Annotated in this window: 11 protein-coding genes; 7 read left to right on the forward strand and 4 right to left on the reverse strand. The window is 72.4% G+C overall.

Translation table 11 applies throughout. The features are described from left to right. Positions 1-118: 118 nt before the first annotated feature. The 6 genes from ACQPYE_RS07130 to proB all read left to right on the forward strand — a co-directional run bounded on the left by ACQPYE_RS07130 (position 119) and on the right by proB (position 7484). Entirely contained in the window at positions 119-862 is a 744-nt protein-coding gene (locus ACQPYE_RS07130; RefSeq protein ID WP_498720090.1) for a TIGR03936 family radical SAM-associated protein, read from the forward strand. 191 nt (positions 863-1053) lie between these two features. Then, the gene (locus ACQPYE_RS07135) at positions 1054-3984 is read left to right on the forward strand and encodes a translation initiation factor IF-2 N-terminal domain-containing protein (RefSeq protein ID WP_498720091.1); all 2931 of its coding nucleotides are present in this window, start codon (positions 1054-1056) and stop codon (positions 3982-3984) included. 226 nt (positions 3985-4210) lie between these two features. Continuing rightward, entirely contained in the window at positions 4211-4525 is a 315-nt protein-coding gene (gene rplU, locus ACQPYE_RS07140) for a 50S ribosomal protein L21 (RefSeq protein WP_053722830.1), read from the forward strand. 14 nt (positions 4526-4539) lie between these two features. After that, complete coding sequence (gene rpmA, locus ACQPYE_RS07145) at positions 4540-4803, forward strand: 50S ribosomal protein L27 (RefSeq protein ID WP_033437370.1); 264 nt, start codon at positions 4540-4542, stop codon at positions 4801-4803. Positions 4804-4899: 96 nt separating this feature from the next. Next, on the forward strand, positions 4900-6357 hold the full coding sequence (obgE, locus tag ACQPYE_RS07150; RefSeq protein ID WP_498720093.1) for a GTPase ObgE: 1458 nt from the start codon (positions 4900-4902) through the stop codon (positions 6355-6357). Then, positions 6354-7484 (forward strand): glutamate 5-kinase, encoded by a 1131-nt coding sequence (gene proB, locus ACQPYE_RS07155; RefSeq protein WP_498720095.1) that lies wholly within the window; start codon positions 6354-6356, stop codon positions 7482-7484. The genes obgE and proB overlap by 4 nt, the downstream gene beginning before the upstream one ends. Here proB and ACQPYE_RS07160 read toward each other — a convergent pair. Then, complete coding sequence (locus tag ACQPYE_RS07160) at positions 7481-7867, reverse strand: hypothetical protein (RefSeq protein ID WP_498720096.1); 387 nt, start codon at positions 7865-7867, stop codon at positions 7481-7483. The two genes, proB and ACQPYE_RS07160, sit on opposite strands and share 4 nt — an antisense overlap. Positions 7868-7931: 64 nt before the next feature. On the opposite strand from ACQPYE_RS07160, the gene ACQPYE_RS07165 reads away from it, so the two are divergent. Next, the gene (locus tag ACQPYE_RS07165) at positions 7932-8396 is read left to right on the forward strand and encodes a MarR family winged helix-turn-helix transcriptional regulator (RefSeq protein ID WP_498720098.1); all 465 of its coding nucleotides are present in this window, start codon (positions 7932-7934) and stop codon (positions 8394-8396) included. 7 nt (positions 8397-8403) lie between these two features. On the opposite strand, the gene ACQPYE_RS07170 is transcribed toward ACQPYE_RS07165, so the two are convergent. From ACQPYE_RS07170 to ACQPYE_RS07180, 3 genes are all read right to left on the reverse strand, one after another. Next, the gene (locus tag ACQPYE_RS07170; RefSeq protein WP_498720100.1) at positions 8404-9678 is read right to left on the reverse strand and encodes an MFS transporter; all 1275 of its coding nucleotides are present in this window, start codon (positions 9676-9678) and stop codon (positions 8404-8406) included. Between the two features lie 389 nt (positions 9679-10067). Continuing rightward, complete coding sequence (locus ACQPYE_RS07175) at positions 10068-10580, reverse strand: GNAT family N-acetyltransferase (RefSeq protein WP_498720102.1); 513 nt, start codon at positions 10578-10580, stop codon at positions 10068-10070. Between the two features lie 45 nt (positions 10581-10625). Further along, positions 10626-12704 carry a RecQ family ATP-dependent DNA helicase gene (locus tag ACQPYE_RS07180; RefSeq protein ID WP_498720104.1) on the reverse strand — a complete coding sequence of 693 codons (2079 nt, stop codon included), beginning with the start codon at positions 12702-12704 and terminating at the stop codon, positions 10626-10628. Positions 12705-12790 lie beyond the last annotated feature (86 nt).

A 12790-nucleotide genomic window follows, 5' to 3' on the forward strand; every position in this document is an offset into this window, starting at 1 on the left:
CCGTCCTGCCGGAGTAGGAGCGTGGACCGTCGGGGTGCTGACCCCGTCGCGGGCCACCCGGTACCCAAGGGGAGTAGCCCTGAGCCGCCAGCAGCAGCCCAACCCGTCGGCCGCACCTGTGCAGAAGCTCCGACTGCGCTACGCCAAACGCGGTCGGCTGCGGTTCACATCACACCGTGACATCGCGCGCACGTTCGAGCGCGCGCTGCGCCGGGCGGGCGTCCCCATGGCCTATTCGCAGGGCTTCAGCCCCCACCCGAAGGTGTCATGGGTCGGCGCGGCGCCCACGGGCGTGGCGAGCGAGGCCGAGTACGTCGAGGTGTCCGTCGTCGACCGGGTCGACCCGGAGGCGCTGCGGGCCGCCCTGGACGCCGTGCTGCCGCCCGGGCTGGACGTGCTGGAGGTCGTCCAGTCCTCCGGCGGCACGCTGCCCGAGCGGATCGAGGCCAGCGCGTGGCGGGTCGAGCTGCCCGGCGTGTCGCCCGAAGAGCTGACCGAAGCCGTGGCCGCGCTGATGGGCTCGGCGTCCGTCGAGGTCGAGCGGCTGACCAAGGACGGGAAGAAGATCGTGGACGTGCGGCCGGCGATCGTGTCGGCCGAGGTCGAGGCCCAGGCGGGGGCGCATTCGAGCGACGCGGGACACGATGGACGAGATTTGTCACAGCCGTGTGGGATACTCATGACGGTCGTACGGCAGACAACCCCTACCGTGAGACCCGACGACGTGCTGAGTGCGCTCCGAGTCGTCGCCGACCTGGTTCCGCCGGTCCCCGCGAAGGCGACCCGGATGGCGCAGGGGCGGCTGGACGATGAAGGCGGCCTGGTCGACCCGCTTGCCCTGGACAGGGCGGCGGAGGTCTGACCGGGCGGTGATCGGAGCGGCGCTGACGGCGTCGTCGAAAGTGTTATAGGACCTGCTGTGCCGCTTGCCCCATCGGGTGGGCGCCACAGCGCGAGGCAAGGATTCCCGCCGCCAGCCGCGGCGGTGAGTGGACAAGAGAGGCCCCTGCGCGGCCGCGTCGGTTGGACGCGCCCGGGGGCGGAGGAGCTGCATTGTCGAACACGGAAAAGCCTGCCGGTGCCGCCGGCGGGGGTAACGCCACACCCGCACACCCGGATCTGGCGGACCTACCCGCCAAGCTGCGGGTGCACGCGCTGGCCAAGCTGCTCGGCGCGAGCAGCAAGGACGTGGTGGCCGTCCTCGCCGACCTGGGCGAAACGGTCAAGGGCGCGCAGTCGAGCGTGAGCCGCGATCTCGCGCTCAAGGTCGCCGAGAGCCTCCTGGCCTGGGACGACATCGTCACCGGTGAGGTGGACGAGCAGACCGAGGAACCGGTGCGGGTGACCCGCGAGGTCGCGCCGCTGGTGCCGCTGTTCGCGCCGCCGTCCGCGGTGTTCCTGCCGCCGACCCCGGTGGTCAAGGAGGTCCCGGCGAGCCGGGACGAGGACCTCGACGACACCGAGGACGACGACGCCGACGACCACGCGTCCGGCGATGACGCCGGTGACGAGGGCGAAGGCCGCCGCCGTCGCCGTCGCGGCCGTCGTGGGCGCGGTCGCGGCAAGGGCGTCGGCGACGAGAACGGCGACGACGAGAACGGCGAGGAGCAGGCCGAGGTCGTCGAGGCCGAAGCCGAGGCCGACGACGAGTCGTCGGCCGACGACGAGGGCCCGGGCAGCCGCCGTCGCCGTCGTCGCCGTCGCCGCAAGACCGGCGCCGAGGAAGAGGCCGCGCCGAGCGAGGACGACCCGCCGAACACGGTCGTCCACGTCCGCGAGCCCAGCCGCGACGCCCGTGACGACAAGGCCGACTCCGAGGCCGCGCAGAGCGAGGTGCGCAGCGTCCGCGGGTCGACCCGGCTGGAGGCCAAGCGCCAGCGCCGCCGCGACGGCCGCGAGGCCGGTCGCCGCCGCGCCCCCGTGCTGTCGGAGGCCGAGTTCCTGGCCCGCCGCGAGGCCGTGGAGCGCACGATGGTGGTGCGCGAGCGCGGCGACCGCACGCAGATCGGCGTGCTGGAGGACGGCGTCCTGGTCGAGCACTTCGTGACCTCGTCGGGCACCGGTTCGCTGGTCGGCAACGTCTACCTCGGTCGGGTGCAGAACGTGCTGCCGTCGATGGAGGCGGCGTTCATCGACATCGGCCGCGGCCGCAACGCGGTGCTGTACGCGGGCGAGGTCGACTGGGACGCGGCCGGCCTCGAGGGCAAGGCCCGCAAGATCGAGCAGGCCCTCTCGACCGGTGACAGCGTGCTGGTGCAGGTCACCAAGGACCCGGTCGGCCACAAGGGCGCCCGGCTGACCACCCAGATCAGCCTGCCCGGCCGCTTCCTGGTGTACGTGCCCGGCGGCGGCGCGACCGGCATCAGCCGCAAGCTGCCCGACAACGAGCGCAAGCGCCTCAAGGACATCCTCAAGCGCGTCGTCCCCGAGGACGCGGGCGTCATCATCCGCACCGCCTCCGAGGGCGTCGCGGAGGAGGAGCTGGCCCGCGACGTCACCCGCCTTCAGGCGCAGTGGCAGGTCATCAAGGACAAGGACACGCCCAAGGCCCAGGCGCCGCAGCTGCTGTACGAAGAGCCGGACCTGCTGGTGAAGGTCGTGCGCGACCTGTTCACCGAGGACTTCGCCGCACTCGTCGTCCAGGGCTCGGACGCGTGGGACACCATCGACGGCTACGTCCGGCACGTCGCGCCCGACCTCCAGGAACGGTTGCGCAAGCACGTGGGCACCAGCGACGCGTTCACCGAGTACCGCATCGACGAGCAGCTGCTCAAGGCGCTGGACCGCAAGGTCTGGCTGCCGTCGGGCGGCTACCTGGTCATCGACCGCACCGAGGCGATGACGGTCATCGACGTCAACACCGGCAAGTTCACCGGATCGGGTGGAAACCTCGAAGAGACGGTGACCCGGAACAACCTGGAGGCGGCCGAGGAGATCGTCCGCCAGCTCAGGTTGCGCGACATCGGCGGCATCATCGTGATCGACTTCATCGACATGGTGCTGGAGTCGAACCGCGACCTGGTGCTGCGCCGGCTGACCGAGTGCCTCGGCCGCGACCGCACCCGCCACCAGGTGGCGGAGGTGACGTCGCTGGGCCTGGTGCAGATGACGCGCAAGCGGGTCGGCACCGGCCTGCTGGAGGCGTTCTCGACGACCTGCGAGCACTGCCGCGGGCGTGGCGTGGTCGTGACGACCGAGCCGATGCACTCGCACGGCAACGGTGGCGGCGGCCAGCAGCCCCAGCAGCAGTCCCAGCCCCAGCAGCAGTCCCAGCAGCAGAGTGGTGGCCGCAAGTCGCGCCGCGCCAAGCACGCGGACGTCCCGGAGCCCGTGGCCGAGCAGACCGTGGAGCCGACCGAGGAGCCCGAGGCGATCGCGGAGCAGTCGACGTCGGTCGAGCCCCTGTCCGCCGTGGTGGAGGAGGAGGCCGCGCCGGAAACCCCGAAGCGCGACCGCCGCCAACGCCGCCGGGCCCGCCGCGAGGCCGGTGCGGTCATCAAGCACGGCGACGAGCAGCCCGAGCAGTCCGCGCCCGAGCAGCCCGAGCCGCAGCAACCTGAGCCGCAGCAGCCCGCTGTCCGGCAACCCGTCGCCCGGCAGGCCGCTCCCGAGCAGCCGGTCGCCGAGCAGCCCGCTCACGAGCCGGTCGCGCCTGCCGCGACCGCGGTCACGGCGGAGCCGGTCGTCGAGCAGGCCGTCGAGGCGCCCTCGGTGCCCGTCGCCGAGCCCGTCAAGACCGGGCGGACCCGCCGGCGGGTGACCAAGCCCGCCATGGTGCCCGAGCCCGTCACCCCGCCCGTCGCGGTGACGCCGGTGGAGGTCCCGCCCGCCCCGCGGGCGAGCGCCCCGGCCCCGGTCGCCGAGCAGCCGCTCAACGGCCACGTCGAGCCGAGCGCGCCCGCGGTGACCACGCGTCGCCGCACGGCCCGCCGCGCCGCCTCCCGGCCCGCCGGCCCGCCGCTGGACGGGGCCAAGGAGAGCTGATCCACCGCCTCGCCGGAACCGCTGCCCAGCCTGGCTGAGCAGCGGTTCCGGCGTCTCGGGGGCAGTACACCCACCCCGGTTTGACCCCGCAGTCCACCGCCACGTAACCTGATACGCGGCCCGCCGTCCGGTGGGCCCTGTCGCGTGAAGCCCAGCTCGCTCGTTGTCAGTGCAGCCGAGGCGCGCGCGATCCCGTCCCGTCGAGTAGCAGGAGACTTCCGTCCCGATGTACGCGATCGTCAAGACCGGCGGCAAGCAGTACAAGGTGGCTGTCGGCGACGTCATCGAGGTCGAGAAGCTCGAGGGCGAGCCGGACACCGAGATCACCTTCGCGGCGCCGCTTCTCGTTGTGGACGGCGATGACGTCACCTCCGCGGCGGACGCCCTGGCGAAGTTCTCGGTGACCGGCAAGGTCGTCGAGCAGACCAAGGGCCCCAAGATCCGCATCCACAAGTTCAAGAACAAGACCGGCTACCACAAGCGCCAGGGTCACCGCCAGAAGTTGACCCGCGTCGAGGTCACCGGCATCACCGGTAAGTGAGGATCTGACTAGCCATGGCACACAAGAAGGGCGCCTCCAGCTCCCGCAACGGCCGTGACTCCAACGCCCAGTACCTCGGCGTGAAGCGGTTCGGCGGTCAGGTCGTCAAGGCCGGCGAGATCCTGATCCGCCAGCGCGGCACCAAGTTCCACCCCGGTGTCAACGTCGGCCGCGGCAAGGACGACACGCTGTTCGCGCTGACGCCCGGTGCGGTCGAGTTCGGTAGCAAGCGCGGTCGCAAGACCGTGAACATCGTCCCGGTCGAGGCTGCTGCTTAAGCGCCTCGGGCGACGACGGAACGACCTCCGACGAGGGGCGGGACCGGTGCATTCCGGCTCCCGCCCCTCGTTGCTTCTTTAGGAAAGGAAGTCCCCGTGTCCCGCTTCGTCGACCGGGTCGTCATCCACGTCGCCGCAGGTGACGGGGGCAACGGGGTCGCGTCCGTGCACCGCGAGAAGTTCAAGCCGCTCGGTGGCCCCGACGGCGGCAACGGCGGCAAGGGCGGCGACGTCGTGCTGGTCGTGGACTCGCAGGTCCACACGCTCCTCGACTTCCACTTCCGCCCCAACGCCGCCGCCGGCAGCGGCAAGGGCGGACAGGGCGGCAACCGCGACGGCGCGCACGGCGCGGACCTCGAACTGCGCGTGCCCGACGGCACGGTCGTCATGACGCCCGAGGGCCAGGTGGTCGCGGACCTCGTCGGCGAGGGCACCCGGCTGATCGCCGCCCAGGGTGGTCGTGGCGGCCTCGGCAACGCCTCGCTGGCGTCCAAGGCCCGCAAGGCGCCCGGTTTCGCCCTGCTGGGTGAACCGGGGGAGCAGCACGACCTCGTGCTGGAGCTGAAGTCCGTCGCGGACGTCGGCCTGCTCGGCTTCCCGTCGGCGGGCAAGTCGTCGCTGATCTCGGTGCTGTCCGCGGCCAAGCCGAAGATCGCCGACTACCCGTTCACCACGCTGGTGCCGAACCTGGGCGTGATCACCGGCGGCGAGACCGTCTTCACCATGGCGGACGTGCCCGGCCTGATCCCCGGCGCGTCCGAGGGCAAGGGCCTCGGCCTGGACTTCCTGCGGCACATCGAGCGCTGCGCGGTGCTGGTGCACGTCGTGGACTGCGCGACATACGAGGCGGACCGCGACCCGCTGTCGGACATCGACGCGCTGGAGCAGGAGCTGGCGAAGTACACCCCCTCCCTGGCCGACGACCTGGCCGAACGGCCGCGCGTCGTGGTCCTGAACAAGATCGACGTCCCGGAGGCCCGTGAGCTGGCCGAGCTGGTGCGCCCGGACATCGAGGCACGCGGCCTGCCGGTGTTCGAGGTGTCCACGGCCAGCCGCGAGGGCCTGCGTGAGCTGACGTTCGCCTTGGCGCGGGTGGTCGAGGAGTACCGGGCGGCGAAGCCGAAGCAGGAGTCGACCCGGATCGTGCTGCGGCCCAGGGCCGTGGACGACCAGGGCTTCACCGTGGTGGAGGACCCGCTGAGCGAGGGCGGCTTCATCGTGCGCGGCGAGCGGCCCGAGCGGTGGATCCGGCAGACCGACTTCAACAACGACGAGGCGGTCGGTTACCTCGCCGACCGGCTCGCCCGCCTCGGGGTCGAGGACGCGCTGGTCAAGAAGGGCGCCGAGCCGGGCTGCCAGGTCACCATCGGCGACCTGGTGTTCGACTGGGAGCCGACGACGCCCTCGGGCATCGCGATGACCATGAGCGGTCGCGGCACGGACGTGCGGCTGGAGGTCAGCAACCGCGTCGGCGCGTCCGACCGGTTGGCGGCGAAGAAGGCCCGGCGCATCCCGGGCGAGTACGACGAGTTCGAAGAGGACACCGAGGAGTGATCGGAGCGGTGGCGGCGTCGCAGGCCCGGCAGGCGGTGTCCGCGGCGTCCCGGGTCGTGGTGAAGGTCGGGTCCTCGTCGTTGACCACCGCCGCCGGCGGGTTGGACCGGGCTCGGCTGGACGCCCTGGTGGACGCGGTCGCGGCGCGGTGCGCGGCGGGCAGCCAGGTGGTGCTGGTGTCGTCGGGTGCTATCGCGGCCGGTCTCGCGCCGCTGGGAGTCACGCGGCGGCCCCGTGACCTGGCCACGCAGCAGGCGGCGGCGAGCGTCGGCCAGTTGGCGCTGGCGCACGCGTACGCGAACTCGTTCGGGCGGTTCTCGTTGACCGTCGGGCAGGTGCTGCTGACGGCGGACGACGTCGTGCGGCGGTCGCACTACCGCAACGCGCAGCGCACGTTCTCCCGGCTGCTGGCGTTGGGCGCGGTGCCGGTGGTGAACGAGAACGACACGGTGGCCACCGAGGAGATCCGGTTCGGCGACAACGACCGGTTGGCCGCGCTGGTGGCGCACCTGGTCGGCGCGGACGCGTTGTTCCTGCTCTCCGACGTCGACGCGCTCTACGACGGCGACCCCCGGCAGCCGGGCGCGCAACGCGTCACCGAGGTGGCCGGCCCGTCCGATGTGGACGGTGTGCGGGCGGGTTCGTCCGGTGCGTCGGGCCTGGGCACGGGCGGCATGGCGTCGAAGCTGGCTGCGGCCAGGCTGGCGGCGTCGGCGGGCATCCCCGTGCTGCTGGCGGGTGCGGCGGACGCGTCACGGGCGTTGAGCACGGCGGACGTCGGCACGGCGTTCGCGGTGACCGGCCCGAGGCTGACCGCGCGCCGCTTCTGGCTGGGGCACGCGGCCGACGCGACCGGCAGGCTGGTGCTGGACGACGGCGCGGTGGCCGCGGTCGTCGGCCGGAGGCGTTCGCTGCTGGCGGCGGGCATCACCGGCGTGGAGGGCGCGTTCGAGGCCGGTGACGTGGTCGAGCTGGTCGACCAGTCCGGGCACGTGGTGGCGCGCGGCGTGGTCGGTTTCGACGCCGCCGAGCTGCCCGCCCTGATCGGCCGCAAGACCGGCGACCTGCCGGCGGAGCAGCGCCGGGAGGTCGTGCACGCCGACGACCTGGTGCCGTTGCGGGCTTAGCCGCGGTCGCGCAGCCACCGGCCGGCGGTCCGCCAGATCACGTGCGGGTCGACGTCGTCGGTGTGCCAGGTGGTGGCGCGGGTGACGCCGAGGTCCCGGTACTTGCGCATGATCGCCACGTGCGCGGGCAGGCCGACGAAGCCGCGCATGCCCGCCTGGTCGCGCCACACCGAGACCGAGCCCAGGCGCTTGCGCAGCGGTTCGGCCCACAGCCACAGGCCCACCGCGCCGTTCAGGCCCGGCCACTCACGGCTGAGCGTGAAGCCCGCCCGGTAGGCGCCCGGCGTGCGGTGGAGGCCGTCGAGCGTGAACTCGGTGACGCTGACGAGCACCGGTCCCGCGAAGTCCGCCTCCGGGCCGGTGATCCACTTGCTCCTGAGCACGTCGACTCCAGGTGTTCGGCAATTCGTCCGAACTTAAGATAGTTGGAAACTGAGACGATTTGTGGTGACTACCATCACCGGCATGGTCGAGGAGGAACGGCAGGACCTCGCCGCGCTGCTGCACCGGCTGACCAAGGCGCTCGTGGCCGCGGAACTGCCGCTGCTGGAGCGGCACGGGCTGGGCATGTGGGCCTACGTGGTGCTCACCGAGCTGTCCCAGGGCGCCGCGCCGACCCAGTTGGCGCTGGCCAGGGCGGTCGACGTGGACAAGACGAAGATGGTCGCGATCATCGACGGGATGGAGGCCGAGGGGCTGGTGTCCCGGCGGCCCGATCCGGACGACCGGCGGGCGCGGATCATCGAGCCGACCGCGGAGGGGCGCAAGCGGTTGCGCGGCGCCCGTGCCGCGATCCGGCGCCTGGAGGACGGCTTCCTGGCCGAGCTGTCCCCGACCCGGCGCGACACGGTGCTGGAGGCCCTGCGGGAGCTGTCGGACGAGCCGTTGTCCCGGCTGTCCGCGACCTCCTGACGCGGCGTTACCGCAGGGTCTCGCCCTTCGTCTCGGGCATCGTGAGGATGACGACGAACGCGATGGCGGCCCCGGCCGCGACGTAGACGAAGAACGTGCTGCCCGGCAGCCACTGGATCACCAGCGGCGCGGTGCCGCCGAACAACGCCACGGTCAGGTTGTACCAGGAGCCGATGCCCAGGGCGCGCAGCTCGGTCGGGAACAGCTCGCTCATCACGGCCGGCGCGATCGACGTCATGGCCGTGTAGAGCCCGAGACCGACGCAGAACACCAGCAGCAGGTTGCCGAAGCCCGGCCCGATCAGCGTGGACAGCGGCACCACCAGCACCGCCGTCGCGGCCGACCAGGCCAGCAGCTGGGGCTTGCGGCCGACCCGGTCCGACAACGCGCCCATCGGGTACTGCAGGACGATGAACAGGGCCGTCGCGATCGACAGGGCGAGGAACACGTCACCGGCGTCCGCACCCCGCTTGGTCACCGCGAACGGCGTCAGCGCGCTGAAGAACGTGTAGTAGCACAGCGTCGACAGCATGGTGAAGCCGATGAGCCGCCCCACCGCCTTGGGGTGCTCGCGCAGGGTCGTCAGCAGCGGGCGCTTGAGCTGCTGCGCCTTGGCCTTGTTGTGCTCGAACTGCTCGGTCTCCTCCAGGCTGCGCCGCAGCCACAGGCCCACCAGCCCCAGCACGCCGCCGACCAGGAACGGGATGCGCCAGCCGTACGACGCCAACTGGGCGGCGTCGAGCGAGCGGGACAGCGCGTACCCGAGCAGCGACGCGACCAGCACGGCGGTGCCGGTGGAGATGTAGAAGAAGGCCGAGTACCGCCCCCTCCGGCGCGGCGGCGCGATCTCCGCCAGGTACGCCGAGGCGTTGGAGACCTCACCGCCCAGCGACAAGCCCTGCGCGACACGGGCCACCAGCAGCAGCACCGGCGCCAACCACCCCACCTGGGCGTAGGTCGGCAGCAGCCCGATCGCGACCGAACCGCCGGCCATCAGGACGATGGTCAGCAGCATCGCCGTCCGCCGCCCGCGCAGGTCGGCGAACCGCCCGAGCAGGTACCCGCCCAACGGGCGGAAGAAGAACGCGATCGCGTACGCCGCGAGCGTGTTGATCAACGCGAGCCGCGGGTTGTCCTTCGGGAAGATCTGGGTGGCGAAGTAGATCGAGAACGTCGCGTAGATCGTCCAGTCGTACCACTCGATGGCGTTGCCGATGCTGGCCGCGACCAACTTCCTGACCGGCAGCCGGTGGGGTCGCTGCTCGGTGGTGGTCTCGCTCATGGCCGGACCCCCGCTCGGACCGAACGGTCCTGCCCGCCGGTCCCCGTGGCGACAGCGGTGATCGTGATCGTGCCGCGAGGTCGCCCGAGGCCGGGATGATCAACGGGTGTTGGCCCGGGTTGGTGCGGTGCGTGACGGACGACGAGCTCGCGGAGGGGCAGGCGGTGCTGGGTCGCGATCTCCAGGGCAGCCATGGTTGGACACAACCACAAAGCAGCCGCAGCCGGTAGATCCTTCACCGAACCCTGTCGCGAGCGTGCCTGGCGGCGTTCGCGGATGGGTGACGCGACAGCCCCGCCCGGGTGGTTTGCGGTGATGTCACGGCTGTGGAAGTGCGCGATCCCCTGGGTGTGAGGAAGGAGGATGCTCCCGGGCCGGCACCGGCCGCGTCAGGTCGTGCCTGCCCGCCACTGTTCGGCCAGCAGCCCGAACAGCAGGTCGTCCGTCCACTCTCCCTTCGCCCACGTGCTCCGCACCCGGTGCCCCTCCTGCCGGAACCCGAGCTTGGTCAGCAACCGCGCCGACCGGACGTTGCGGGCGTCGCACTCGGCGGACACCCGGTGCAGCCCGCGCACCTCGAACAGGTACGCCAACACCCGCCGCACGGCCTCCGCCGCGTACCCGCGCCCTTGGTACGCGGTCGCCAGCGTGTACCCGATCTCGGCCTGCCTCCGGTTCTCGTGCAGACCCACCCCGACGTCACCGACGAGCACCCCGTCCGCCTCGATCGCGAACTGGTGCCAGCCCGCCGCGGTCGGGTCGGCCGCCCCGACGTCCCGCACGAACTCCCGCGCCTGCACCAAGGAGAACGGCGCTTCCCAACCCTGGTACCTGGCCACCTCCGGCTCCGACCGGTAGGCGGCGAGCACGGGCACGTCGGCCGTCGTGAAAGGCCGTAACACCAACCGTTCCGTCGTCAGTCTCACCCCGTCACCCCCACCTCCTCGTCACGCCGTCACCGCCAACGCGAACGGCAGCACCGCCGATGCCCCCGCCCGCCGCAGCAGCCGCGTCGCGACCGTCATGGTCCACCCGGTGTCGACCTGGTCGTCCACCAGCAGCACCGGACCGTCCACACCGGACAGGTCCGGCACGTCGGTCTCGCGCACCAGCCCCGCCAGCCGTTGCGCGCTGTTGGCCCGGCGCGTCGCCTCGCCCAGCCACACCTGCCCGAGCAGCGGCAGCCGCCCGACCGCCGCGATCCGCTGCCCGAAGCTGCCCACGAGCGCGGGCCTGGACCGCGACCCGACCGTCACCACGCCCACCGGCCGTTGCGCCCAACTCCACGCGGAGAGCACCTTCACGCACGCGGCGAACACGTCGTCGGGGATCTCCTGGTCGGCCCCGGCGAACAACGACCGCAACCGGTTGCCCCAACCGATGTCGGTCAACCGCCCCAACGCCCGCCCGGTCGCCGCGATCTCGCCCGGCGTGATCTTCCCGGACAGCGACACCCCGGCCGCCGCCATCCCGGTCGGCCACATCTTGCGCGGCTCCACCTCGACGCCGGGCCGCAGCAGCCGTTCCCGCGCCGCCGACGCCGCCGTGTCCGACACCTCCGCCGACGGCCGCTCCCCGGTGCAGTTGTCGCACCGCCCGCACGGCGCCGCGTGCGGGTCGTCCAACTGCCGCAGCAGGAACTCCATGCGGCAGCCGTCGGTGGCGAGGTAGTCGAGCACCGCCTGCCGCTCCACCTGCCGCGCCGCCTCGATCCGCTCGTACCGCTCGGCGTCGTAGGACCACGGCTGCCCCGTCGCCACCCACCCGCCGCGCACCCGCCGCACGGCGCCGTCCACGTCGAGCACCTTCAACACCACTTCCAACCGGGTGCGCGACAGCTCCACCACCGGCTCGAGCGCCGCCGTCGACATCGCCCGGTCCGCCGGCAGCGCGTCGAGCACCTGCCGCACCACGTGCTCCGGCGGGAACGCCAGCGACGCGAAGTACGCCCAGATGTCCTTGTCCTCCGGGCCGGGCAGCAACAGCACCTCGGCCCGCTCCACACCACGCCCGGCGCGGCCGATCTGCTGGTAGTAGGCGATGGGGGAGGGCGGCGCGCCCAGGTGCACCACGAACCCCAGGTCCGGCTTGTCGAACCCCATGCCCAGCGCCGACGTCGCCACCAGCGCCTTGACGCGGTTCGCCAGCAGGTCCTCCTCGGCCCGTTGGCGCTCGGCCGGGTCGGTGCGGCCCGAGTACGCCGTCACCTCGTAGCCGCGTTCGCGCAGGAACGCCGCCACGTCGTCCGCCGCCGCCACCGTGAGCGTGTAGATGATCCCCGAGCCGGGCAGCCGCTCCAGCCGCTCGGCCAGCCACCCCAGCCTGGCCTCGGCGGTCGGCAGCCGGACCGCGGCCAGCCGCAGGCTCGCCCGGTCCAACGGCCCTCGCAGCACCAACGCGTCCGTGCCCGCGCCCAGCCCGAGCTGGTCGGCCACGTCGCGCACCACCCGGTCGTTGGCCGTGGCCGTGGTGGCGAGCACCGGCACGCCGGCCGGCAGCTCGGTCAGCAACGTCCGCAGTCGCCGGTAGTCCGGCCGGAAGTCGTGGCCCCAGTCGGAGATGCAGTGCGCCTCGTCCACCACCAGCAGCCCCGCCGACGCGGTCAGCGACGGCAGCACCGTGTCCCGGAAGTCCGGGTTGTTGAGCCGCTCCGGCGACACCAGCAGCACGTCCACGTCACCGGACGCCACCCGGTCCTGCACGTCCTGCCACTCGTCAGTGTTGGCCGAGTTGATCGTCGCCGCGTGCACGCCCGCCCGCGCGGCGGCGTCGACCTGGTTGCGCATCAACGCCAGCAACGGCGACACGATCACCGTCGGCCCCTCGCCCAGGGACCGCAGCAGCGCCGTGGCGATGAAGTAGACGGCGGACTTGCCCCACCCCGTGCGCTGCACCACCAGCGCCCGCCGCCGTTCGGACACCAGCGCGCGGATGGCCGTCCACTGGTCGTCACGCAGCACGGCCTGAGGGCCCGCCAAAGCCCTCAGCCGTTCCTCGGCCAGTTCCCGCAACGCGCTGTCGTCCATGGCGACACAGTGGCAGACCGCCCCGACAAGACGGACACCTGTGCGACGGTCCCGGCCGCGGCTTCACCCGATCGTGGACGGCCGTC

This window comes from Actinosynnema sp. CA-299493 (assembly GCF_050946825.1).
In the GTDB taxonomy this organism is placed as follows: Bacteria; Actinomycetota; Actinomycetes; order Mycobacteriales; family Pseudonocardiaceae; genus Actinosynnema.